Origin of the sequence: Ancylobacter radicis (genome assembly GCF_018449475.1) — a bacterium.
Classification (GTDB): domain Bacteria; phylum Pseudomonadota; class Alphaproteobacteria; order Rhizobiales; family Xanthobacteraceae; genus Ancylobacter; species Ancylobacter radicis.
Genome location: NZ_JAHCQH010000018.1, coordinates 102,003 through 125,277 on the forward strand (window position 1 = coordinate 102,003; position 23,275 = coordinate 125,277).

Annotated in this window: 17 protein-coding genes and 1 tRNA gene; 9 read left to right on the forward strand and 9 right to left on the reverse strand. The window is 67.3% G+C overall.

From position 1 onward, the window contains the following. Positions 1-93: 93 nt before the first annotated feature. Positions 94-1,557 carry an SGNH/GDSL hydrolase family protein gene (locus tag KIP89_RS14280; RefSeq protein ID WP_213756163.1) on the forward strand — a complete coding sequence of 488 codons (1,464 nt, stop codon included), beginning with the start codon at positions 94-96 and terminating at the stop codon, positions 1,555-1,557. A gap of 9 nt (positions 1,558-1,566) precedes the next feature. Here the strand turns inward: KIP89_RS14280 and KIP89_RS14285 are convergent, their stop codons facing one another. From KIP89_RS14285 to gltB, 3 genes are all read right to left on the reverse strand, one after another. After that, positions 1,567-2,031, reverse strand: a complete 465-nt coding sequence (locus KIP89_RS14285; RefSeq protein WP_213756165.1) for a bleomycin resistance protein — start codon at positions 2,029-2,031, stop codon at positions 1,567-1,569. 9 nt (positions 2,032-2,040) lie between these two features. Next, positions 2,041-3,465 (reverse strand): glutamate synthase subunit beta, encoded by a 1,425-nt coding sequence (locus KIP89_RS14290; protein ID WP_213756166.1) that lies wholly within the window; start codon positions 3,463-3,465, stop codon positions 2,041-2,043. Positions 3,466-3,695: 230 nt separating this feature from the next. Continuing rightward, positions 3,696-8,426, reverse strand: a complete 4,731-nt coding sequence (gltB, locus tag KIP89_RS14295) for a glutamate synthase large subunit (RefSeq protein ID WP_213756167.1) — start codon at positions 8,424-8,426, stop codon at positions 3,696-3,698. A gap of 507 nt (positions 8,427-8,933) precedes the next feature. Here gltB and KIP89_RS14300 point away from each other — a divergent pair. Then, positions 8,934-9,854, forward strand: a complete 921-nt coding sequence (locus tag KIP89_RS14300; RefSeq protein ID WP_213756169.1) for a hypothetical protein — start codon at positions 8,934-8,936, stop codon at positions 9,852-9,854. 80 nt (positions 9,855-9,934) lie between these two features. Here KIP89_RS14300 and KIP89_RS14305 read toward each other — a convergent pair whose 3' ends face one another. Next, the gene (locus KIP89_RS14305) at positions 9,935-10,414 is read right to left on the reverse strand and encodes an Hsp20 family protein (RefSeq protein ID WP_213756170.1); all 480 of its coding nucleotides are present in this window, start codon (positions 10,412-10,414) and stop codon (positions 9,935-9,937) included. A 250-nt stretch (positions 10,415-10,664) separates the two neighbouring features. On the opposite strand from KIP89_RS14305, the gene KIP89_RS14310 reads away from it, so the two are divergent. Together KIP89_RS14310 and KIP89_RS14315 are read left to right on the forward strand one after the other, a co-directional pair. After that, positions 10,665-11,006, forward strand: coding sequence for a hypothetical protein (locus KIP89_RS14310; protein ID WP_213756171.1), 342 nt, complete (start codon positions 10,665-10,667; stop codon positions 11,004-11,006). 154 nt (positions 11,007-11,160) lie between these two features. Then, complete coding sequence (locus KIP89_RS14315; protein ID WP_213756172.1) at positions 11,161-12,111, forward strand: alpha/beta fold hydrolase; 951 nt, start codon at positions 11,161-11,163, stop codon at positions 12,109-12,111. Positions 12,112-12,123: 12 nt separating this feature from the next. On the opposite strand, the gene hisN is transcribed toward KIP89_RS14315, so the two are convergent. Continuing rightward, the gene (hisN, locus tag KIP89_RS14320; protein ID WP_213756173.1) at positions 12,124-12,909 is read right to left on the reverse strand and encodes a histidinol-phosphatase; all 786 of its coding nucleotides are present in this window, start codon (positions 12,907-12,909) and stop codon (positions 12,124-12,126) included. 1,599 nt (positions 12,910-14,508) lie between these two features. After that, the gene (locus KIP89_RS14325) at positions 14,509-15,396 is read right to left on the reverse strand and encodes an N-formylglutamate amidohydrolase (protein WP_213756174.1); all 888 of its coding nucleotides are present in this window, start codon (positions 15,394-15,396) and stop codon (positions 14,509-14,511) included. A 353-nt stretch (positions 15,397-15,749) separates the two neighbouring features. Here KIP89_RS14325 and cpdR point away from each other — a divergent pair, with 353 nt between their 5' ends. The 3 genes from cpdR (at position 15,750) to KIP89_RS14340 (ending at position 17,562) form a co-directional block, all read left to right on the forward strand. Next, complete coding sequence (gene cpdR / locus KIP89_RS14330) at positions 15,750-16,109, forward strand: cell cycle two-component system response regulator CpdR (protein ID WP_213756175.1); 360 nt, start codon at positions 15,750-15,752, stop codon at positions 16,107-16,109. Between the two features lie 122 nt (positions 16,110-16,231). Continuing rightward, a tRNA-Val gene (locus KIP89_RS14335) sits at positions 16,232-16,306 on the forward strand. Positions 16,307-16,473: 167 nt separating this feature from the next. Continuing rightward, entirely contained in the window at positions 16,474-17,562 is a 1,089-nt protein-coding gene (locus tag KIP89_RS14340) for a rhamnan synthesis F family protein (RefSeq protein WP_213756177.1), read from the forward strand. Between the two features lie 16 nt (positions 17,563-17,578). On the opposite strand, the gene KIP89_RS14345 is transcribed toward KIP89_RS14340, so the two are convergent. Further along, entirely contained in the window at positions 17,579-17,839 is a 261-nt protein-coding gene (locus tag KIP89_RS14345; RefSeq protein ID WP_213756178.1) for a hypothetical protein, read from the reverse strand. 191 nt (positions 17,840-18,030) lie between these two features. On the opposite strand from KIP89_RS14345, the gene KIP89_RS14350 reads away from it, so the two are divergent. After that, positions 18,031-18,303 (forward strand): hypothetical protein, encoded by a 273-nt coding sequence (locus KIP89_RS14350; protein ID WP_213756179.1) that lies wholly within the window; start codon positions 18,031-18,033, stop codon positions 18,301-18,303. Between the two features lie 42 nt (positions 18,304-18,345). On the opposite strand, the gene KIP89_RS14355 is transcribed toward KIP89_RS14350, so the two are convergent. Next, positions 18,346-19,062, reverse strand: a complete 717-nt coding sequence (locus KIP89_RS14355; RefSeq protein ID WP_213756181.1) for a histidine phosphatase family protein — start codon at positions 19,060-19,062, stop codon at positions 18,346-18,348. 223 nt (positions 19,063-19,285) lie between these two features. Here KIP89_RS14355 and KIP89_RS14360 point away from each other — a divergent pair, with 223 nt between their 5' ends. Continuing rightward, entirely contained in the window at positions 19,286-21,085 is a 1,800-nt protein-coding gene (locus tag KIP89_RS14360) for a M3 family oligoendopeptidase (RefSeq protein WP_250152515.1), read from the forward strand. A gap of 79 nt (positions 21,086-21,164) precedes the next feature. On the opposite strand, the gene KIP89_RS14365 is transcribed toward KIP89_RS14360, so the two are convergent. Beyond that, positions 21,165-23,111, reverse strand: a complete 1,947-nt coding sequence (locus KIP89_RS14365; protein ID WP_369807165.1) for an autotransporter family protein — start codon at positions 23,109-23,111, stop codon at positions 21,165-21,167. Positions 23,112-23,275 lie beyond the last annotated feature (164 nt).

The window sequence follows — 23,275 nt, forward strand, 5'->3', positions numbered from 1 at the left end:
GCCGGGACTTGAAACCGCCGCGAGAATGGTTCACGCCTGACGCCGGAATTCCACTCCGGCATCGTCCGTGAGCGTCGATCAACAGGGCAAGTCATGAGCGCGCGCCGCATCGCTCGGGTTCTCAAGGCGCTGCCGCTGGCACTCGTGCTGGCGGCGGGTGGCCTGTGCCCGTCGGTCCCGCCGCTCGGCATCACGCCCGCCCTCGCGCAGAGCGACTGGTTCCGCCCGCCTGGCAATGTCGGTTCGCCCGCCACGCGTCAGGCGCCGTCCCAGCAGCGGCAGGCGCAGCCGCGCCAGCAGCCCCGGCGCCAGCAGGCGGCTCCTCAGGCGCAGCGCCGGCAGGCGCCGCCGCCCCAGCGCCAGACCTGGTCGCCCTTCCAGCCCTTCCTGAACCTGTTCCGCTCGGACCAGCCCCGCCGCATGGTTCCGAGCCGGCCGAACGACAGCTACGCCGCCCCGCCCGTCGCCGCCCCGCCGGTCATCGCCCAGCCGGCCGTGCCGCGCGGCACGGTGTTCGACACGGCCGCCGCCGCGCGGGACGAATCCGACGCCATCAAGGAGATCGTGCTGGTGCTCGGCGATGAGCTCGCCGCTCCGCTGGCGCAGGGGCTGGCCGACGGCTTTGCCGCCGACCGCGAGAGCGTCGCCGTGGTGGCGCGCACCGAGCCCGGTTCCGGCTTCGGCCCCCTGAGCGGTTTCGACTGGATCAGCAAGGGCCGCCAGTTCACGGCCGGTGAGCAGCCCAATGTGGTGGTGGTGTTCGCCGGCATGAACGACCTGACGCCGATCGACGATCCGGCGGGCCGGGCCGAACTGTTCGACGAACGCTGGCGCGACCTTTACGGCCGGCGGGTGGATGATTTCCTGCTCGGCCTCAAACTTGCCGGCAGGCCGGTCGTGGTGGTCGGTCTGCCGCCGGTCGAGGATCCGGCGGCCAATGAACGCAATGTGCAGCTTAACGCCCTGCTGAAGGAGCGCACCGAGCGCGCCGGCCTCGTCTTCGCCGACGTCACCGACGGCTTCGTCGACGAGGAGGGCAAGTTCATGATGTCCGGCCCGGATGTCGATGGCCAGCGCCGACGCCTGCGCAATGCCGATGGCGTGGGCTTCACCCGCGCCGGCGGGCGCAAGCTCGCCTTCTTCGTCGATCGCCATCTCGACGCGCTGCTGGCGCAGCCGATCGACCCGGCCGCCGCGGCGGCTGCCGCCAATCCGGCGGAGGCGCGGCCCTCCATCATCCTGCTCACCGGCGGGGCGTCGGCCGGGGCGCGCACCCTCGCCGGAGCGCCGGGTGCGCCAGCGGTGGCGACCCCCGCCATTCTTTCCGGCCGGCCGGAGGAGCCCGAGCCCGCCAGGGCTCTGGTCAGCGGCGCGGCGCTGCCGGTCGTGGCCGGACGGACCGATGATTTCCGCTGGCCCGCCGGCCAGCCCGCCGCCACCGCCGAACCGCTGGTGCCGGCGGCTCCCGCGTCAGTGCTGCCGGCCGGCCCGCTGCCGAACGCCGCCCCGGCCGGGACACCCGCGAGCGGGGCCGGGGTGGGGACGACGGCGCCGTAGTCCGCTGAGCTAGATTGCCTGTGCGGCCCGCAGGCCGAGGCTCTGTGAGAAGCGGATGAGATAGCCGTCCGGGTCCTGCACGAGGAACTGGCGCACGCCGACCTCTTGCTCGCTTGCGCGATACCATTTTTCCTCGACGGCCATATGCAGCGGCCAGTCGGCGGCCTTGAGCGCGGCGAGGATCGGCTCGACGGCGCTCACGGCGATCTGGAAATTCAAACCCCGCCCGAACGGGCGTTCGAGAGGGCCGGTGATCCATTGCCGGCCCTCGCCGATCTCCTCCAGCATGAGCTGGGCGCCCTCGCGCTGGAGATAGGCAAAGCCGTCCTCCTCGCGCGCATAGGCGATGGCGAAGCCGCAGAGGCCGCACCAGAAGCCGAGGCTGGCGGCGATATCCGTCACCAGCAGTTCCGGGACCAATGCGGCCCAGACGAAGTCCTGCGGGAGCGGCGGCGTCGCCGTGCCGTCGGACATGTCCCGCCCTCAGCGCGGCAGGATGGACGAGCCCATCAGGAAGGTGTCGACCGACTGCGCCGCCTGGCGGCCCTCGCGGATCGCCCAGACCACCAGCGACTGGCCGCGCCGCATGTCGCCGGCGGCGAACAGCTTGGGCACGCTGGTGGCGTAGTCGAGTTCGTTCGCCGCCACATTGCCGCGCTTGTCGAGGCCGAGCCCGGCCTGCGACAGCATCCCCTCATGGATCGGATGCACGAAGCCCAGCGCGATGAAGACGAGGTCCGCCTTGATGTGGAACTCGGTGCCGGGAATCGGCTGACGCTTGGCGTCGACGCGGGCGCACTTCACCGTGGCGACCCGCCCCTTCTTGCCCTCGATGGAGAGGGTGGCGGCGGCGAATTCACGGTCGGCGCCCTCGGCCTGGCTGGTCGAGGTGCGGAACTTGGTCGGCCAATAGGGCCACACGGCGAGCTTGTCTTCCTTCAGCGGCGGCACCGGGCGGATGTCGAGCTGGTGCACGGAGAGCGCACCCTGCCGGAAGGCGGTGCCGACGCAGTCGGAAGCGGTATCGCCGCCACCGATGACCACGACATGCTTGCCGGCGGCCAGAATCGGCGTGTCGCGGCTCACATCCTCGCGGCCGACACGGCGGTTCTGCTGCACCAGATACGGCATGGCGTAGTGCACGCCCTCAAGCTCCTGGCCGGGCAGGCCGGGATCGCGCGGGGCTTCCGAGCCGCCGCACATCAGCACCGCGTCATGCCGGGCGAGGAGATCCTCAAGCGGCGTGGTGACGCCGACATTCACGCCGTAATGGAAGGTGACACCCTCGCCCTCCATCTGCGTCACGCGGCGGTCGATATAGTGCTTTTCCATCTTGAAGTCGGGGATGCCGTAGCGCAGCAGGCCGCCGGCCTTGGGCTCGCGCTCATAGACATGGACATCATGGCCGACCCGCGCGAGCTGCTGGGCGGCGGCAAGGCCGGCCGGGCCGGAGCCGATGACGGCGACGCTCTTGCCGGTCTTGAACGGGGCCGGCTCGGGCTTCACCCAGCCCATCTTCCACGCCTTGTCGGCGATCGCCTGCTCGACCGTCTTGATGGTGACGGGCACGTCCTCGAGGTTCAGCGTGCAGGCTTCCTCGCAGGGCGCGGGGCAGATGCGGCCGGTGAATTCGGGGAAATTATTGGTGGAGTGGAGGTTGCGCACGGCTTCCTCCCAGTTCCCGTTATAGACGAGGTCGTTCCAGTCCGGGATCTGGTTGTGCACCGGGCAGCCATTGGGGCCATGGCAGAACGGCACGCCGCAATCCATGCAGCGCGAGGCCTGGTTGGCGACCTCGGCATCCGGCAGGGGCAGGGTGAATTCGCGGAAATGGCGAATTCGGTCGGACGCCGGCTGATACTTCGCCTCGCGCCGATCGATCTCGAGAAAGCCCGTAACCTTACCCATTGCGCCCTCTTTCGCGGAGCACCGCCACCTTGGAGACGTTCCAGCCCCAGGTGCAGATACATCAATCATGCCAATTGGAAAATGACGGCGCGGCACGGGGCCGAGCATTCATCGTCACCGTTTAGGTCGTCATCCCGGACGGCCGGCGGCCGATCCGGGATCGTGCGGCGATTAGCCTGCCCGCGATCCCGGCTCTGCGCGACGCTTCGGCCGGGACGACGGCCCGCGTTCTATTCGGCCGCCTGCAGGCCGCGCGTTTTCTCCATCTCGCGCAGCGCCCGCTGGTACTCGACGGGCATCACCTTGACGAATTTCGACCGGTACTCGGTCCAGTTGTCGAGGATGCCCTGTGCCCGCTGCGAGCCCGTATAGTGCAGGTGCTTGGCGATGAGCTGGTGCAGCCGCTCCTCGTCGTGGTGGCCCATATCCGCCATGATGTCGATGCGGCCCTTGAACTCCAGGTCGCCGCCATGGTGGTGCAGGCGTTCGAGAAGGTCTTCCTCCTCCTCGACCGGCTCCAGGTCGACCATGGAGAGGTTGCAGCGGTTCTTGAAGCTGCCGTCCTCGTCCAGCACATAGGCCACGCCGCCGGACATGCCGGCCGCGAAATTGCGCCCGGTCTGGCCGATGACGACGACCACGCCGCCGGTCATGTATTCGCAGCCATGGTCGCCCGTGCCCTCGACCACCGCGATGGCGCCCGAGTTGCGGACCGCGAAACGCTCGCCGGCCACGCCGTGGAAATACACCTCGCCGGAGGTCGCGCCGTACAGCACGGTGTTGCCGACGATGATCGAGTTCTCCGGCACGATGGCGGCATTGGCCGCCGGGCGCACCACGATGCGTCCGCCCGAGAGGCCCTTGCCGACATAGTCATTGGCTTCGCCGACCAGCGTCATCGAGATGCCGGTGGCGAGGAAGGCGCCGAAGGCCTGGCCGGCGGTGCCGGTCAGATGGATGTCGATCGTGTCGTCCGGCAGGCCGGTGTCGCCGTAACGCTTGGCGACCTCGCCCGAGAGCATCGCGCCGACGGAGCGGTTGATGCTCTTGATCTCGCTGTGAATCACCACCTTGTCGCCGCTCTCCAGCGCCGGCATGGCCTGATGGATCAGGGTGCGGTCGAGCACATGGTGGATCGGGTGGTTCTGCCGCTCCGTGTGACGGATGGCGACCTCCGGCCCGACATTGGGCTTGGCGAAGATGCGGCTGAAGTCGAGCCCCTTGGCCTTCCAGTGCTCGATCGCCACGCGCTGGTCGAGCCAGTCGGAGCGGCCGATCAGCTCGTTGAAGTCGGCGATGCCCATCGAGGCCATGATCTCCCGCACTTCCTCGGCGACGAAGAAGAAGTAGTTGATCACATGCTCCGGCGTGCCCTTGAACCGCTTGCGCAGCACGGGGTCCTGCGTCGCCACGCCCACCGGGCAGGTGTTGAGGTGGCACTTGCGCATCATGATGCAGCCGGCCGCGATCAGCGGGGCGGTGGAGAAGGCGAAGTCGTCGGCGCCGAGCAGCGCGCCGATCACCACGTCGCGCCCGGTGCGCAGGCCACCGTCAACCTGCAGGGCGATGCGCCCGCGCAGATTGTTCAGCACCAGCGTCTGATGCGCCTCGGCCAGACCCATCTCCCAGGGCGAGCCGGCGTGCTTGATGGCGGTGAGCGGCGAGGCGCCGGTGCCACCTTCGAAGCCGGAGATGGTGATGTGGTCGGCGCGCGCCTTGGCAACGCCTGCCGCGACCGTGCCGACGCCGACCTCGGAGACCAGCTTGACCGAGATGTCGGCCTCCGGGTTCACGTTCTTCAGGTCGAAGATGAGCTGCGCCAGATCCTCGATCGAGTAGATGTCGTGATGCGGCGGCGGCGAGATGAGGCCGACGCCCGGCGTCGAGTGGCGCACCTTGGCGATCACCGCATCGACCTTGTGGCCGGGCAGCTGGCCGCCTTCGCCGGGCTTGGCACCCTGCGCCATCTTGATCTGGATCATGTCGGCATTGACGAGGTAGTCCGCCGTCACGCCGAAGCGGCCGGAAGCCACCTGCTTGATCGCCGAGCGCATGGAATCGCCATTGGCCAGCGGCTTGAAGCGCGTCGCCTCCTCGCCACCCTCGCCGGTGTTCGACTTGCCGCCGATCCGGTTCATGGCGATGGCCAGCGTGGTGTGCGCCTCGCGCGAGATCGAGCCGAACGACATGGCGCCGGTGACGAAACGCTTGACGATGTCCACCGCCGGCTCGACCTCCTCAAGCGGGATCGGGCCGCGGCCGAGTTCGCCGGCCTCGCGGATGCGGAACAGCGAGCGCACGTTCAGCGTCTTGGTGCCGGCCTCGTTCACCAGCTTGGCGAAGTGGCGGTACTTGTCCTGCGCATTGCCGCGCACGGCATGCTGCAGCACCGCGACCGTCTCCGGGTCCCAGGTGTGCTCCTCGCCGCGCAGGCGGAAGGCATAGTCGCCGCCGACATCGAGCGAGGTGCGGTACACCGGCGCGTCGCCGAAGGCGTCGCGGTGGCGCATCGCGGTTTCCTCGGCGATCTCGGCGAGGCCGATGCCGCCGATCGAGGAGGCGGTGCCGAAGAAATACTTCTCGATCACCTCGGTCGACAGGCCGACCGCGTCGAAGATCTGCGCGCCGCAATAGGACTGGTAGGTCGAGATGCCCATCTTGGACATGACCTTGAGCAGGCCCTTGTCGATCGACTTGATGTACCGCTTGACGATCTCGTACTCGTCCACCTCCTCGGGGATGTCGACGCGCATGTCGATCATCGTCTCGAAGGCGAGATAGGGGTTGATCGCCTCGGCGCCATAGCCGGCCAGGCAGGCGAAGTGATGCACCTCGCGCGCCTCGCCTGTCTCCACCACGAGGCCGACCGAGGTGCGCAACCCCTTGCGGATCAGGTGATGATGTACGGCGGCGGTCGCCAGCAGCGAGGGAATCGGGATCCGGTCCGGCCCGACCAGACGGTCGGACAGGATGATGATGTTGTAGCCGCCATGAACGGCCGCCTCGGCGCGCTCGCACAGCCGCTCGACCGCGTCCTCCATCCCCGCCGCGCCCTTGTCGGACGGGTAGGTGATGTCGAGCGTGCGGGTGTCGAACCGCTCCTCCATGAAGCCGATGGAGCGGATCTTCTCCAGATCGCCATTGGTCAGGATGGGCTGGCGCACTTCCAGCCGCTTGCGGCGTGAATTGCCCTCAAGGTCGAAAATGTTCGGCCGCGGCCCGATGAAGGAGACGAGGCTCATCACCAGCTCCTCGCGGATCGGGTCGATCGGCGGGTTGGTGACCTGGGCGAAGTTCTGCTTGAAATAGGTGAACAGCGGCTTGGACCGCTTCGACAGCGGCGAGATGGGCGTATCGGTGCCCATGGAGCCGACCGCCTCCTGCCCGGTGGTCGCCATCGGCGCCATCAGCAGCTTGACGTCTTCCTGCGTGTAGCCAAAGGCCTGCTGGCGATCGAGCAGCGACACGTCGGTGCGCACCTCGCGTGCCTCCACCGCGCGCAGCTCCTCCAGCACGAGCTGGGTGCGCTTCAGCCATTCCTTGTAGGGATGCGCCTTGGCGAGCGAGGTCTTCACCTCCTCGTCCGGCACGAGGCGACCTTCCTCCAGATCGACCAGCAGCATCTTGCCCGGCTGGAGGCGCCACTTGGTGACGATCTCGTCCTCGGGGAAGGTGAGCACGCCCATTTCGGAGGCCAGCACGATCCGCTCGTCGCGGGTGACGAGATAGCGCGCCGGGCGCAGGCCGTTGCGGTCGAGCGTGGCGACGATCTGCCGGCCGTCAGTGGCGACGATCGCGGCAGGGCCGTCCCAGGGCTCCATCAGCGCGGCGTGGTACTCGTAGAAGGCGCGGCGTTCCTCATCCATCAGCGGATTGCCGGCCCACGCCTCGGGCACGAGCATCATAGCCGCGTGCGGCAGCTCGTAGCCACCCTGCACAAGGAATTCGAGCGCGTTGTCGAAGCAGGCGGTGTCCGACTGGCCCTCATAGGAAATCGGCCAGAGCTTGGAGATGTCGTTGCCGAACAGCTCGGTGTCGACGGAGGCCTGGCGGGCCGCCATCCAGTTCACATTGCCGCGCAGCGTGTTGATTTCGCCGTTATGGGCGACCATCCGGTAGGGATGGGCGAGCGACCAGGCCGGGAAGGTGTTGGTCGAGAAACGCTGATGCACCAGCGCGACGGCGCTCTCGAACATCGGGTCGTGCAGGTCGGCATAATAGGCGCCGAGCTGGTCGGCGTTGAACATGCCCTTATAGACGATGGTCCGGCAGGACAGCGACACCACATAATAGCCGGCCGTGCGCGGGTCCTTGGCGCCATAGACGGCGTTGGACACGACCTTGCGCAGGATGAACAGCCGGCGCTCGAAATCGTCCTCGCTCTGGACCGCCTCGCCCCGGCCGATGAAGACCTGGACATGCTTGGGCTCGGTCGGCAGCACGGTGTGGCCGAGCGAGGTGTTGTCGGTCGGCACGTCGCGCCAGCCGAGCAGGACCTGTCCCTCTTCGGCGACGACACGCGCGAAGGTCTCAAGGACGATCTGCTGGCCTTCCGCGTCGCGCGGCAGGAACACATGGCCGACGGCATAGAAGCCGGGCTCGGGCAGGCCGAAGCCGAGCGTGGCGGCTTCCTTGGCGAAGAAGCGGTGCGGAATCTGCACCAGCATGCCCGCGCCGTCGCCGGCGCGCGGGTCCGCGCCCACCGCGCCGCGATGTTCGAGGTTCAGCAGGATGCGCAGGCCGTCCTGCACGATGGCGTGCGACTTGCGGCCCTTGATGTCGGCGATGAAGCCGACGCCGCAGGAATCCTTCTCGTTGCGCGGATCATAAAGACCCTGGGCGAGCGGAAGGCCCGGGTCGATGTGGGAAATGGCTTTGGCGTCGGCGCGATCCGTCGCGGCCGGGCGAACCGAAGCCTCGTCGATCATGCGCGCGGCAACGCCGCCCAGTTCCTCAGTCATCCCCGTATCTCCCTTCGGGTCTTCTCCGGCGCGCCGGAAGCTTCCGGCTCCCGCGGGGCGCTCCCCCCGCGAAGATGCACGCCGTTCTGGAATTACGCTAGTTTCGGTCACGCCCATGCGGTGCAGAGCGGTGACCTCTCCGATTATAGGACAGTATAGCTGCCCTATCAACCGCGAAGATGCCAGAATTGACGGCCTCGCACAAGCGTCGTGACATATCCTGTCCCGGCGAATTTTGCGACTTGTTGCGGCGAGGCCCCTTCCGGCGAAACGAACGGTAAGGCTCCCCGATTCCCCGCGCAATGCTCTTGCCCGTGATCGGGTGCCACCAATCCGCCGGTTTTGGCAGGGCGCGACTGGGGCGCGGTTCTCGTGAGCCTCGCGCAAGCCCCGTCATGGCAGGCTGGTGCGGCGCGCCACTACCGGCGGTGCTGCCCCGCTTCGTCCTGCCCTTGCCGCATTCGCGCGCTGTTATGCCGCTTCGGAACGTTCCCCTCGGAGGCTTCCATGCCCGCCCTTCCGGCCCGTGTCGCCCGGCCCCGCTCGCGGGCCCTTCTCGCGGTCATTGCTCTCTTGTCTTCCGCCGCTCCGGCGGCGGCGCAGTTCTATGACCGGCCCTACGGCCGGCCTTATGTGCAGCCCTATATCGACATGGACCTCAACGCCTACAACCAGCCGGGCCCCGCCGATTATAACGCCCCGCCGGTCGGCCTGCCGCCGCAGGATGTCGAGCCGATGCTGCGCTCCATGGGCATGCGCAATGTCGGGCGCGTGCGGGCGGGCGGCAACATCTACGCGGTCGATGCCACCGATCCCCGCGGCATGCGCCAGCGCGTGCGCATCGACGCCATGAGCGGACGCATCATCTCCATGATCCCGCTCGGGCCCGACACCGGCGCCACGCGCTACGGCGCGACCCCGCCGGGCAATGGCAACTGGAACCCACCGCCGGCGGTGATGAACGTGCCCAGCGGCGTGGGGGCCCCGGTCGCGCTCCCGGCCGAGCCGCCGCTGCCACCGATCCGTCAGCCCGAATTCGCCGCCGTTCCGCCGGCGGATGAGCCGCCCGCCGACGCCCCGCCTGCCGGAGCATCGCCTGCGGCCAGCCCTCCGCTGGGGAGTGCGGCCGAGAGCCCCGCGCCGCCAGCGACTGCCGGCCCGGCCGATCCGGCCGTAGCCGGCCCGGCCAAGGTCGATGCCGCGAAATCAGAGACGCTCGATGCCGGCGCCGCGCCGGCCGCCGCCAATGGTCCAATCCGGGTCATTCCCGGCGTCGCCGTGCCACCGGGAACCGAACCGACCTCGATGGCTCCCGCTCAGGCGGGTGTTGGCACCGGCATGGGGACGGGCACGGGAGAAGCGGCGGGCTCGGCCGGCACGGCCTCGGTCGTCGCCCGCGACAGCGGCTCGACCACCCCGGCCCCCTGAGTCTTCTTCAATATAAAAGCGCCCCGGTGTTGCCGGGGCGCCCTGTCATTTTCGGCTCACCGGGTGAGCGTCGGGGGCGGTCACGCCGCTTTGGCGTCGCCCACCTTGGCCTCGATCGCCCGCGCGGCGGACGTGCCAGCCGCGATCGGAACGCGGCGGGGTTTCATCGCCTCGGGGATTTCGCGCACCAGGTCGACATGGAGCAGCCCGTTGGCGAGGCTGGCGCCACGCACTTCCACATGGTCGGCGAGCTGGAAACGGCGCTCGAAGGCGCGCGCGGCAATGCCCTGATAGAGCACCTCGCCGGCCTTGCCCGCGCTCTCGCCGGTGCGATCGCCGCGGATGGCGAGGGTGTTCTCCTTCACCTCGATGTCGAGGTCCTGCTCGGTGAAGCCGGCCACCGCCACGGTGATGCGGTAGGCATTCTCACCGGTGCGCTCGATATTGTAGGGCGGGTAGGTCGTGGAGGTGTCCACATTGCCCACCTGATCGAGCATGGAGAACAGCCGGTCAAAGCCGACGGTGGAACGCTGGAGGGGGGTAAAGTCAAACGTACGCATAGGCATATCCTCACTTTCAAGCGACATGCGACTGAGAGGTCCGCTCTCCTGAGCCGGACCCGATTTGCGTACCGCCTCACGGCCGGTACGTCTTCGAGATAGGAAGCCTGCGCGCGCTCGCAAGAGGGGCAATGGCGGGGGCAGATGAACGGCAGATGAACGGGGCGACAGGAGGCGGTTCAGTCCCCGCCGGCTATTCCCGCCTTTGCCCCTGAACGGAGGAAACCGCGTGGTCAGGCTGGCGTCCGGGATGCTCGTCGTCCTTCTCCTGCTCGGCGTGCCGGGCGGAATGGTCGCGCATGGGCAGGGTTATGCCCCGCCGCCCGGACCTTATGGCGCCGCGCCTGGCCCGTTCGATCCCTATAATGCCCCCCCGCCGCCGCGCGCGGGCGGGGAGGTGGATGGCGAGGCGGCGAGCCGCATGCTGGCGGCACGTGGCTTCACCAATATCCAAGTGGTCCGGCGGCGTGGCCCCACGCTGGTGATGGAGGCGAACGGGCCGCGCGGCGAGCGGGTGCAGGTCATCGTCGACAGTGCCTCGGGCGCCATCAACGGCATGAAGGTCATCGGTTTCGGCGACAAACGCTACTAATGGGGCCGCGGTCGGTTCCTTCCAATCACGGTTCGTCCCGTCACCGGTTTGTCCCGTCATCGGTTTGTCTCGTCACATGGGTCCGCTATAAGCCCTGCCCAGCTATAAGCGTGTGCCTCGTTTTCCGTCCTTTCTCGCGCAAGATGCCCGCCTGATGACGCTGTTCAGCACCAAGGACAATCCCGTGCCCGAGGGCGCGGAGACCGGACAGGTCGTCGCGGCCGACGGCGTGTCGCTGCGCTTCGCCCGCTGGCGCCCGGAGCCGACGACGCCTTTGCGCGGCACGGTGTGCCTGTTCGCCGGACGTACCGAGAAGATCGAGAAATATTTCGAGACGGTGCGCGATCTGCTGCGGCGCGGTTTTGCCGTCGCCACCGTCGACTGGCGCGGGCAGGGCGGCTCGCAGCGCCTGCTGCGCAACCCGATGAAGGGGCATATCGACGATTTCGCCGACTACCAGTACGACCTCGAAGCCTTCATGCGCGAGGTGGTGATCCCCACCTGCCCGCCGCCCTATTTCGCCCTTGCCCATTCCATGGGCGCGGCGATTCTGCTGGATTCCGCACGCGAGGGCGACCGGGTGTTCGACCGGATGTTCCTGGTCGCGCCGATGCTGGAGCTGTCGCTGCTGAAGCACGATGTCGCCGCCCGGCGCATGGCGCGGCTGCTCACCGGCGTCGGCTTCTCGCGCGCCTATGTGCCGCGCGGGCGCCGGGCGCGGATCAACGAGTTCCATTTCGACGGCAACCGCCTGACCTCGGACACCAAGCGTTTCGCCCGCAACCTGACCATCACCATGGAGCAGCCGCAGCTCGATGTCGGCCCGCCGACCATCGGCTGGGTGACGGCGGCGTTCGACCTGATGGAGCGGTTCACCGACCCTCTGGTGGCGCGGTCGATCCGTCAGCCGCTGCTGATGGTGGCGGCGGGCGACGACCAGATCGTCTCGACCCCGGCCATCGAGCGTTTCGGCACGCGGCTCATCGCCGGCGCTAGCCTGGTCATTCCCGGCGCGCGGCACGAATTGCTACAGGAGCGCGACACGTTCCGCGAACCGCTGCTCGCCGCCTTCGACGCCTTCATTCCCGGCAGCGCGCGCCCCTGACGCGGGCCCGCCTCAGCCCTGCTGGAGAACCTTAAGCGCGGCTTCATGCGCGCGCGGATCGCCCGCCGCGATCACCCGGCCGCTCGACAAGTCCGACGTACCTTCCCAACTGGTGACGATGCCGCCCGCGCCCTCGATGACCGGGACCAGCGGCAGGATGTCGAAGGCCTTCAGATTGGTCTCGATGACGAGATCGACATGGCCGGCGGCGAGCATGCAATAGGCATAGCAGTCGCCGCCATAGCGCGGCAGGCGCACGCGCTCCTCCACCGCGCGGTAGCGGGCGCGGTCGGGCTCGTCCATCAGCAGCGGCGAGGTGGTGAGCAGGATCGCCTCGTCGAGCCCGCCGCAGGGCCGGGCGTGCAGGCGGCGCTCGCCGGCGGGGCCGCGATAGCGCGAGACCGCGCCGTCGCCATAGAAGCGTTCGCCGATGAAGGGCTGGTGCATCATGCCATAGGCCGGCTGGTCCTCGCGGCACAGGCCGATCAGCGTGCCCCAGGCCGGCAGGCCGGTGATGAAGGATTTGGTGCCGTCGATCGGATCGAGCACCCAGACATATTCGGCGTCGAGGCCCTCATCGGCGAATTCCTCGCCGCGCACGCCATGGCTGGGGAAGTGGCGGCGGATCAGCGTGCGCATCGCCTGTTCGGCGGCGCGGTCGGCGGCGGTGACGGGATCGAACGCGCCGCCGCTGTTCTTGTCCTCGACACCCAGCGCCGTGCGGAAGAAGGGCAGGATGGCCTGGCCGGAGACCGTTGCCAGCTCGTGCACGAAACCCTCGAAATCCACCGCGCTCATGCGCTTGCGCTCCCGCTGCCGGCGCCGGGGCCGTCCGGCGCTGCGCAACGCATATCGAGACGCAGGCGGCTCGGCAATCGCGCGACCTGTCCCGCGCGCGTGAAACGGTAAGCGGGGAAGAGGGCGGCGGCAAAAGCTGAGATGCGCCCCTCATCCGCCCCGCGCCTGACGCATGGCTGCCATTCCAACAAGGCTAAGGAATGGGCATGCCTAAGCGTTGCACTCAGGCAGTGAAGCTGCCATATTATTGCAGCGCGGCAGGGTGATTGGCGTTGCCCTTCCGCCGCCCTTCTTGGGCGTTTCCTCCCTAGACTTGGGCCGCTCCGGCAACGTGAGCGGCCCCTTTCTTTTTATAACCATCTGAAATCGCTAGCATTTATCGCCCTCGTCGGGAGGCGTGCCCTTGGGCATGCTCCAGCGCGGCCGGCGCCCGCCGGGGTGACGGTCCTGCCGGCAACTTCAGCGATGCCTCTGTCCAGACAATGCTCGCGCAACGCGCGAATTGCGACATTCGCGCTCACGCTCGGGTGAATGAGTTTCGTTTCTTTCGTTTTAGCCTTGCCATTTGTGCGGCGCACCGCTATCAAGATCGCAGTGCCGGGACGTGATTGGCGTTGCGCTCCGGCCGCCCTTCTTGGGCGTTTCCTCCCTAGACTTGGGCCGCTCCGCTTTTGCGCGAGCGGCCTCTTTCTTTTCAGCCCCTGTTTTTCGCCCCGGCGGCGACGATGCGATCGGCCGGCGCGCCGGCCCTTCGGCCGAGCGGCGGGCAAGACGCACGCACCTCACGCTTTGATGGAAGGGCGCCGGCTTCGGCCAGGCATATCCGTGCCGGTGGCGAGCCTGCGCCCGGCATGAACGGCGGGATGGGGATGGCTGACCGGCGGGCTAGGCCTAGACTTCGGCTTCTGCCTCAGTCGCGGGAGCGGGTCGCGCCCGGCGCGGCGCTCGTGTCTCACCCGCGCGGGGTTTGCCCGCGCGTGGCTTGCCCCTGGAATCGCTGCTGCGGGGCGCAGGGGGGCGGCGGCGGGCGGCACAAACAAATAAGGCCCGCTCCAGAGCCTCCCGCCCTGGGCGGTTCAGCGTGGAAACGAGCCTTCAATGGGCGAATGAGGTCCGACAGGGCCGAAAACGCGGCATTAATGTCACACGGGACCTGCATGCGTATCTGGTATGCCAGAAAATGGCGGCGCTTGCCTTGATTATTCCGCAATGCACCTACATCTTCCAACTCGTACGCAGCGATTGGCGTCGCTCCGTACAGCCCTCCTTGGGCGTTTCCTCCCTAGACTTGGGCCGCTCCGCTATTGCGTGGGCGGCCTCTTTCTTTTGGTCCGGGTCGGGCGTTCCGTGCCGGCTGGAGCCGATCTTCGTCACGACCGCTTGGCGTTCCCGGCACCCGATAGGGTGGCTGGGGTTCGGGGTAGTTTCTCCCTGCCGCTTGGCGCGGTCTCGCCCGATGGGGTGAGGGAGATTGTGCCCGGAACCGAGCGTGCAGAATTGGTATAGCTCTCATGTTCAAAATGCAAGGCTGTTATGCGGCCTTTTGCATCATGCGATCACATTTTTGTAGTGTTCGGCGTAACATGTTGATCTGCTTATCTATTCTGCGGCCGTCCGGCTCGGTGTGAGCTCCACCTGAGCGATTTTTCCGAGGGTGGCGGCCACATCCATCAGGTCGCGACGCACATTTTCGAACGCATCCGATGCCTGATAAGTAGGCTCATGCATATAGAGCGCGCGGTTGATCTCGATCTGCACCGCGTGCACGCCCGAGGCCGGGTTGCCGTAATGCTCGGTGATGAAGCCGCCGGCATAGGGCTTGTTGCGCACCACCGAATAGCCGCGCCGCCGCAGTTCGCCCTCCAGAATATCCGCGATCACCGGCGCGCAGCTCGTGCCGTAGCGGTCGCCGATCACCATGTCGATGCGGTTGCGCTCGTCGCGCTGGCAGCCGGAGGGCATGGAGTGGCAGTCGACCAGCACCGCCATGCCGAAGCCGCGCTGCAACTGCGTCACGATCTGCCGGAGCGTGCGGTGATAGGGCTTATAGAGCGTGTCGATGCGCGCGATCGCGTCATCCACCGGAATGCGCCGCGCATAGATTTCCTGCGCTTCGCCGACGATCCGGGCGATGGTGCCGAGCCCGCCGGACACCCGCATCGAGCGCGTATTGGCATAGGCCGGCAGTCGCCCCTCGAACATGCGCGGATCGAGCTCATAGGGCTCGCGGTTCACGTCGAGATAGCAGCGCGGGAAATGCGCGCGCATGAACGCCATGCCGAGGCGGGTCACATCGGCGAACAGCGCGTCCACCAGCGTGTCCTCGGAGCGGCGCAGCATCGGCAAATCGAGCCGCGACTGCTCGACGAAGGCGCGGGGATAGACCACGCCGCTATGGGGCGAGTTGAACAGGAAGGGCAGGGCCGGCCGGGCCGGCATGACGACCTCAAAGGCAGGATCGATGGTTTCGGCAATGACAGCCATCATCTCAAGGACCAGCTCAACCCCGTCTTCCGTCCGCGCCTGCCCCCTCCCGGCACGCGGCGAGGGAAGCCGTGCCGGCGCGAGCCAGCCTGCACCAATTCCTCTGTAACATGAGCGTTCCCGGTGCGGAACGAGGAACGCACAGGAAGAACAGGCGCCCGCGCGCCGCGTGCGCACGAGGCTGTGAGCGGCGCCCGCACAGCGTTTTGCCCGCCACACACCTGTGGAAAGCGCGCCGTATCCCCCGGCGATTCACGATGTGCTAAGAGCCGAGGGAGTACCGATGAGGGCAACAGGCTGCCGGGCGTGCGGATTCTCGACGTTCCGCGCCATTGCGAGTGAACAGGGTGCAAGGGATGTTGAAGATCCTTCTCGCCGAAGACGACAACGATATGCGTCGCTTCCTGGTGAAGGCGTTGCAGAATGCGGGCTATGAAGTCGCGTCCTTCGACAATGGCCGCTCGGCCTATGACCGGCTGCGCGAGGAGCCGTTCGAACTTCTACTGACCGATATCGTCATGCCGGAGATGGACGGCATCGAACTCGCCCGCCGCGCCACCGAGCTCGACCCGGACATCAAGGTGATGTTCATCACCGGCTTCGCCGCCGTGGCGCTGAATGCCGACAACCGGGCGCCCAAGGATGCGAAGGTGCTCTCCAAGCCCTTCCACCTGCGCGATCTGGTCAATGAGGTCGGCAAGATGCTGGCGGCCTGAGGCCGCGCGGCGCTCCGGTCCCTGTCGCGCCGCGCGTAACTGTCCACATCCCCGTCGGGGGCGCTTGCACTCTCAGAAGCGAATGGATATAGGGAAGCCCCGCTCGCAAGAGACCACGGAATGGGCGCGTAGCTCAGCGGGAGAGCACCTCGTTGACATCGAGGGGGTCACAGGTTCAATCCCTGTCGCGCCCACCATTCCATTCCCTGACGGTAATCCTCGCATCCATCCGGCGCCGCACGCGCCGCCGCACGGCATGACGGTGCCGGTCCAACGGCGGCGGCACAACCTTGGCCCGAGGGGGCGGCTCTGCTAAAGCCGTCCGCGCGCTCGCGCAGGATGTATTCCCCTTGGTGCTGTGGGCATGATTCCCTTCTGGAAGTTGAAGCGCGAAGCGGTACGGCTCGGCCGCAAGGCCAATGCCGTTCCCTGGTTCTTTCGCGGCCGCTGGCGCCGCTGGCTCTATGACCGCCAGCGCGCCGCCAGGCTGCGTGTGACCGAGGGCGCCCAGCCGGCCCGCACTGAGATGGCGGTGCTGCTGATCTATCAGCCCGCCGGCCTCGTCGCCTCGACCTTCCTGACCCTCGATTATTTCGCCAGCCAGGGCGTCTCGACGGTTGTCGTCTCCAACACCCCGCTCAGCGAAGCCGATCGCCGGCAACTCGCCGCCCGCAGCTACCTCGTGATCGAGCGGCCGAATGTCGGCTATGATTTCGGCGGCTACCGCGAGGGCGTGATGACCCTGCTGGAGCGCGGCCTCCATCTGGACGCGCTCTATGTGCTGAACGACAGCATCTGGTTTCCGCTGTCCCGCGACAGTGATGCGCTGGCGCGCTGCCGGGCGCTGGACGCGGATGTGGTCGGCCTGCTCATGGGCAATGCCGGCAAACCGTCGCCGGACAATGAGTACATCCAGTCCTATTTCTTCCGCTTTTCCGGCCGGCTGATCGCCGATCCGCAATTCGTCCGCTACTGGCGGGACATGCCGCTGGTCGACGATAAATATCTGGTCGTCCATCGCTTCGAGCGTTTCGTGTCGCGCCATTTCAAGCAGCGCGGCTTTGCCGTCACGGCGCTCACCCATTGGAGCGAACTGGCGGACAGCCTGGCGCGGGTGGAGGACGAGGCGACGCTGCGGGCGATCTTCACCCATCAATGCGGCATCGCGCCGAAGGACCACAACGCCATCGCGCCCGGACTGGCCGCCGGGCAGTCGCCGCTTGCGCTGCGCGACGAGCTGGTGCCCCGCGTGGCGCAGCATGAGCTGTTCGCCTCCACCGTCCACGCCCATCCGGTCCTGCTGATGGATATGGGCATGGCCTTCCTGAAGAAGCGCATCCAATCGCAGCACGCCGAACTGACCTGCTTCGGCCTGCTGGAGCGGCTCGATCCGGTGATCCGGGCCGAGATCGCCGTGGAAAGCCCTGACGGGGAATCCGCACGGGATATCTGAGAGGGCACAGGGGCGGCTATTCCGGCAGTCCGGCCCCCTCGACCAGTATGCCATTGGCCTCGGCCCACCATTTGAAGGCGTTGCCGGCCTCGATCCGGTCCGCCGTTTCGCTGGCGCTCTGCAGCCGGCGGATCAGGCCCTCATAATCGCCCCTGGGGTGCGGATGGGCCTCGGCGAAAGCCAGCGCCTCGTCCAGCGTCGCGATGTCTGCCAGCGTGTCGCCATCGCGCAACTTCAGCGGCGGGATGAGCGCGGAATAAGTCTCGGTCGGCTGCATGGCTCGCTCCTTGGTCTGCCGAACGGTAATGCGCGGCGCGGCCGGCCGTTCCCCGGTGCGGATGGACCGCCTGTCGACTCCCCCTGTCCGTCGCGGAATCGCCGGGCCGCGCACGATTGCAGCAGGGCCGATGAAACTCTTTGGCGAATGCTTCGTTATGTCTGCAATTGAACTTTCATCGGGAGGTAGACATGATCTCGAAAACTATCGCCATGACCGCCGGAGCTGCGGCACTTGCCGTGACTTTCATGATCCCGGCGGCGCCGGCCCACGCCACCACCACCACGACCAAGCCGCTGCCGGCGATCGGCAGCTATGAGCAGCGGGACGTGCGCGAGCGTGAGCGTGTGCGCCGCCAGCAGGTGCGTCAGAACGCGCACCGCCCGTTCTATGAGCCGTTCTTCCATCCGCTGTACAAGGGCAAGAACTCGCCCGGCCAGCAGATCAAGCGCACCTTCGACTGACAGCGCGCTTCACGACTTACGACGCGGGGGAGTATCCGTGGGTCAGGTGCAGCCGGAATCGGCGGGCCGGCCCTCGGGCGCTCCCCAGTCGTTTGACGGCAAATTGGCGTAGGGCGGCTTGAAATATTGCCGCACCGTAGAAAATCGTGACGGCACCGTCGCGGTCGGGCTGTCATAGTCCAGTATCCAGAAGAAATTATAGTTGCTGTTGGGCCAGGTCTTCGGCACCCCGCCCGGCACGCCCTTCACCTCATCGAGGTTGAGCAACTGGCGCAGTGTCACCTCCTGCCCGGCGAATTCCTGCTCCAGCGCCGCGCTGGCGATGTGGAAATGCTCCCACACCATCACCACCGTCGTGCCGTGCCAGCGCGGATTCTCCAGCAGATCGCGGGCCACGCGGCGGTTCTGCACATTGATCAGCGCATTGTCGTGCCGGTCGTTCTTGATCGGCATCAGCATCAGCGGGTTGGTGGCGATTCTCATGCCCCACGCCTTGGCGGTGGGGCGCGCGGTCTCCAGCGTATGCAGGGTGATGGCAAGAATCGCCGCCGGCTTGTCCTTGGCGATCAGGCTCATCGGGCTGGTCGGCGAGAGATACTGCGCGGCCAGCGCCTGCGCCCGCTCCTTGCCCAGCGCGCACAGGCTGAGGGCGGAGAGCTTTTCGCCATGACGCACGATGATGATGCGTTTGGGCGCCGCCTGCGCGGGTAGCATGGGGGTGGCGAAGGCAAGGCCTGCCAGTGCCGCCAGGGCCGTCATCCATCGTCCGCTGCGCATTCATTCCCCCGTCGCCGCCCGCCGGCGGTGCTAAAATGCCGCTGCCCGTGGCGGCCCGCAAGCATGTGAAGTGGGAACGCATGGGCGCGGGGTGGATTGATAGGCCATGAGCAGGCACGTTATCTGTGCCTGTAGCGAATGATTTTTCCCGCCCGGAGTGACCATGCTTCCCCCCGCCTTTGGCCTCGTGCCCCGTTCGCCCGACATGCCCGTCGCTTCCGCCGCCCTCGGCGCCTTGCCGCAATGGGACCTCAGCGACCTCTATCCCGGCATGCAGTCCCCCGAGCTGAAAGCCGACCTCGAACGCGCCGCTGCCGACTGCGCGGCCTTCGAGGAAGCCTATAAGGGCAAGCTCGCGGCGATTCTCGACGGCGCGGACGCGGGCGGGCAGATGGCGATCGTCGTCTCCCGCTATGAGGCGATCGAGGATCTGCTCGGCCGGCTCTATTCCTATGCCGGCCTCATCTATTCCGGCGACACCACCGATCCCGTGCGCGCCAAATTCTATGGCGACGTGCAGGAAAAGCTGACCGAGGCCTCGACCCATCTCCTGTTCTTCACGCTGGAGCTGAACCGGCTGGACGATTCGAAGATGGAGGCCGCGCTCGACGGGCCGGCCTTCGGCAAATACCGGCCGTGGATCGAGGATGTGCGGGCGGAAAAGCCCTACCAGCTTGAGGACCGCATCGAGCAGCTGTTCCACGAGAAGGGCGTGTCGAGCCGCAGCGCCTGGAACCGGCTGTTCGACGAGACCATTGCCGGCCTGCGCTTCGATGTGCGCGGCGAGATCCTGCCGCTGGAGCAGACGCTGAACTTCCTCGCCGAATCGGAGGAGGACAAGCGCCGCGATGGCGCGCAGGCGCTCGGCAAAGTGTTCCACGAGAATGTGCGGCTGTTCACCCTCATCACCAACACGCTGGCCAAGGACAAGGAAGTCTCCGACCGCTGGCGCGGCTTCGAGGACATCGCGGATTCGCGCCACCTCGCCAACCGCGTCGAGCGCGAGGTGGTGGATGCGCTGGTCTCCTCGGTCCACGCGGCCTACCCCAAGCTCGCGCACCGCTATTACCGGCTGAAGGCCAAGTGGTTCGGCAAGGATAAGCTGGAATATTGGGACCGCAACGCCCCGCTGCCCAAGGTCGAGACCCGGACCATCGGCTGGGACGAGGCGCGCGACACCGTGCTCGGCGCCTATTCCACCTTTTCCCCGCGCATGGCGGACATTGCCCGCACCTTCTTCGACAAGCACTGGATCGATGCCGGCGTGCGGCCGGGCAAGGCGACCGGGGCGTTCGCCCACCCGACCGTTCCCTCGGCGCATCCCTATGTGCTGGTGAACTATCTCGGCAAGCCGCGCGACGTGATGACGCTCGCCCATGAGCTTGGCCATGGCGTGCATCAGGTGCTGGCCGCGCCCAATGGCGCGCTGATGGCGCCGACGCCGCTGACGCTGGCCGAGACCGCCTCGGTGTTCGGCGAGATGCTGACCTTCCGCCGCCTGCTGGCGGCCGCCCCCGATGCCCGCGCCCGCAAGGCGATGCTGGCCTCGAAGGTCGAGGACATGATCAACACGGTGGTCCGGCAGATCGCCTTCTATACCTTCGAGCGCCGCATCCACACCGAGCGCAAGAATGGCGAACTGACCGCCGAGCGCATCGGCCAGATCTGGATGGAGGTGCAGAGCGAAAGCCTGGGCGACGCCATCCATCTCGGGCCGGGCTACGAGAATTACTGGGTCTATATCGGCCACTTCATCCATTCGCCGTTCTATGTCTACGCCTATGCGTTCGGCGATTGTCTGGTGAACTCACTCTATGCCGTCTACGAGAACGCCGCCGACGGCTTTGCCGAACGCTATCTCGGCATGCTGGCGGCGGGCGGCACCAAGCATCACTCGGAACTGCTCAAGCCCTTCGGCCTCGACGCCCGCGACCCCGCCTTCTGGCAGACCGGGCTGAGCCTGATCGAGCGGATGATCGCCGAGCTTGAAGCGATGGAAGACTGAACCGGGGACGGAGCCTCCCGCGCTCCCGCCGACCCCTCATCCCCGGGCGAGGCCCGGGGATCTACCTTGCGGTAGAGGCCTAAAGCCGGACCTTGAGCCGGACCGAGCCGATCTGGTTGAAATAGCCGGAATCGCTCGCCTGCACGTCGTAATTGACGCCGAGGCTGAAACTTTCCGTCACCGGCGAGGCAAGGCCCACCCCGCCGGTGAACAGCCAGCGCGACACGTCCGGTCCGGTGGTGACGAAGGGATCGCCGCCGCCGGAAAAGCTCGCTGTCACCGCGCTCGCCGTATCCAGCATGTTGTAGCCGGCGGAGCCGCGCGCGGTCAGGTCGAGGCGGTCGGTGAGCGCGTAGCGCAGCGCGATGTCGGCGCTAACGATCAGTTCCTGATAGCTGTCCGAATCGACATAGAGGTCGAGCGGGCCCGCCCCGCTCTCGTCATAGCTGCCGGAACTCACGGTCAGATAATCCAGCCGCACGCCCGGCGTCAGCGTCAGCGCATCGGACACCGCATAGGCCTTGTGCAGCCCGGCCCCGAGCCCGAGCACGAGGCTCTGATAGCTGCCCTCCGCCACGCTGCCCATGAAGGCGATGCTGCGGCTGGTCGAGGTGTCGACCACCCCGGCATTGGCGGCGAAGGTGAGGTTGAGGCCGGGGCTCAGCTCATGCGCGCCGTAGAGGCCGAGCACATAGGACTGAAGGTCGGCGGAGCCTTGCGCGAGGCTCGCCGTGTCGGTGTCGGTGCTGGCGTCGAGCACGGTGGAGGCGAAGGCGAACAGCCCGCCGATCCGCGTGCCGGAGCCCACGGCCCGGTCCGCGCCGGTGGCAAAGCCGCCGCCGCTCATCGTGTAGCCGGGCACCCCGTCCACCGCGCTCTGCCGGCTGGCGCCGCCGAGCGGCTGCACCCAGAGCTGGCTGTCGGGCGCGGCATCGACATCGGCGAGGCGGTTGGCGACCACCTGCCCGATCATGCGCTGCGTGTTGGCGGTCGCCTGCGCGGCCGCGCCCGAGAGCACCGGCACGGTCTGGCTCAGCGCCCCGGAGAGCGCGCTGCCGGACAGGTTGTTGAGCACGCTGGTGACCGGCGCCATGTCGCCGATCAGCCCGTCGCTCGTCCCGGCGATGGCGTAGAGCACCTGCGCCGCCCCGAGCGCGGAGACGGTGCCGGTCGCCTGCGCCGTTTCCTGATAGGGCCGCACGACCTGCGTGAGCGTGATGTCGCCGGTGAACAGCGCCGAGGCATCATAGGTGCCGAGCAGCATCTGCGCGGTGGAAGGATCGCCGGCTATGCCGCCATAGAGGCTGAGCAACTGGGCGCTCGAATCGGTGATGTTGAACAGCACGCGCCCCTGTGGCGTGATCGAGCCGAGCAGGCTGAACTGGGTGCCGTCCGGCCGCAGGCCAATGCCCCAGAAATAGCCGCTCTTGTAGCCGGTGATGATGAAGGTGCCCGGCGCGCTGGTGCCGAAGGCTTCCGGGCTGACGATCCGCCAGGGCGTGCCCTCGGTCCAGGCCCATTGCGGCGAGAGATTGCTCGGCACCACCTGCGCCGTCGGCGGGGTGAAGGTGGCGGGATCGTAGGGGGCCATATAGGCCCAGTGGCTGACCAGCGGATTGGTGCCGATGATCATCTGCATTTCCATGGTCGTGATGCCGCCGACCTGCTGCATCACGCCGAGGCCGATCGTGCTCGGGCCGCCCGTTGTCGAGGTGAACACGATGCTCACCATCCCGTCGGGCGTCACCATTCCCTGCATGGTCAGTTCGGAGGTGCTGGTGATCGGGCCGATGGCCAGCGTGCCGGTGCTGAGCCCGGAGAAAACGCCGTTTACCGAGGTGCCGAGCGCCCACAGCGTCTGGTCGCCGATGGGCAGCGGGTTGGAGAAATCGTCCGGCGGCGCGGCATAGGCCAGCATCTGCGGCACAGTCACGTACCAGTAGCTGTTGCTGATCACCGGGTCCCAGACCGATTGCGCCCGGACCGGGCCAGCCCCGCAGGCGAGGGCGATGACCGACAGCGCCACCCGTCCTCCGCCCGTCAACCAACGCACATACATTGACTGCGATGCCCGTACTGCCACCCCCGGCAATTGAACAGGGGCGATAGCGGTTTTTCAATCCCGAAATCCATTCCGAGAAAGTATATACAGGCGATAGTCAGGCCGTCACGCAGCCTCCTCTAGGGAAG

Coding starts and splice junctions, on each gene's coding strand:
- KIP89_RS14280 (WP_213756163.1), top strand. CDS start 94: ATGAGCGCGCGCCGCATCGCTCGGGTTCTCAAGGCGCTGCCGCTGGCA.
- KIP89_RS14285 (WP_213756165.1), bottom strand. CDS start 2,031: ATGTCCGACGGCACGGCGACGCCGCCGCTCCCGCAGGACTTCGTCTGG.
- KIP89_RS14290 (WP_213756166.1), bottom strand. CDS start 3,465: ATGGGTAAGGTTACGGGCTTTCTCGAGATCGATCGGCGCGAGGCGAAG.
- gltB (WP_213756167.1), bottom strand. CDS start 8,426: ATGACTGAGGAACTGGGCGGCGTTGCCGCGCGCATGATCGACGAGGCT.
- KIP89_RS14300 (WP_213756169.1), top strand. CDS start 8,934: ATGCCCGCCCTTCCGGCCCGTGTCGCCCGGCCCCGCTCGCGGGCCCTT.
- KIP89_RS14305 (WP_213756170.1), bottom strand. CDS start 10,414: ATGCGTACGTTTGACTTTACCCCCCTCCAGCGTTCCACCGTCGGCTTT.
- KIP89_RS14310 (WP_213756171.1), top strand. CDS start 10,665: ATGCTCGTCGTCCTTCTCCTGCTCGGCGTGCCGGGCGGAATGGTCGCG.
- KIP89_RS14315 (WP_213756172.1), top strand. CDS start 11,161: ATGACGCTGTTCAGCACCAAGGACAATCCCGTGCCCGAGGGCGCGGAG.
- hisN (WP_213756173.1), bottom strand. CDS start 12,909: ATGAGCGCGGTGGATTTCGAGGGTTTCGTGCACGAGCTGGCAACGGTC.
- KIP89_RS14325 (WP_213756174.1), bottom strand. CDS start 15,396: ATGATGGCTGTCATTGCCGAAACCATCGATCCTGCCTTTGAGGTCGTC.
- cpdR (WP_213756175.1), top strand. CDS start 15,750: ATGTTGAAGATCCTTCTCGCCGAAGACGACAACGATATGCGTCGCTTC.
- KIP89_RS14340 (WP_213756177.1), top strand. CDS start 16,474: ATGATTCCCTTCTGGAAGTTGAAGCGCGAAGCGGTACGGCTCGGCCGC.
- KIP89_RS14345 (WP_213756178.1), bottom strand. CDS start 17,839: ATGCAGCCGACCGAGACTTATTCCGCGCTCATCCCGCCGCTGAAGTTG.
- KIP89_RS14350 (WP_213756179.1), top strand. CDS start 18,031: ATGATCTCGAAAACTATCGCCATGACCGCCGGAGCTGCGGCACTTGCC.
- KIP89_RS14355 (WP_213756181.1), bottom strand. CDS start 19,062: ATGACGGCCCTGGCGGCACTGGCAGGCCTTGCCTTCGCCACCCCCATG.
- KIP89_RS14360 (WP_250152515.1), top strand. CDS start 19,286: ATGCCCGTCGCTTCCGCCGCCCTCGGCGCCTTGCCGCAATGGGACCTC.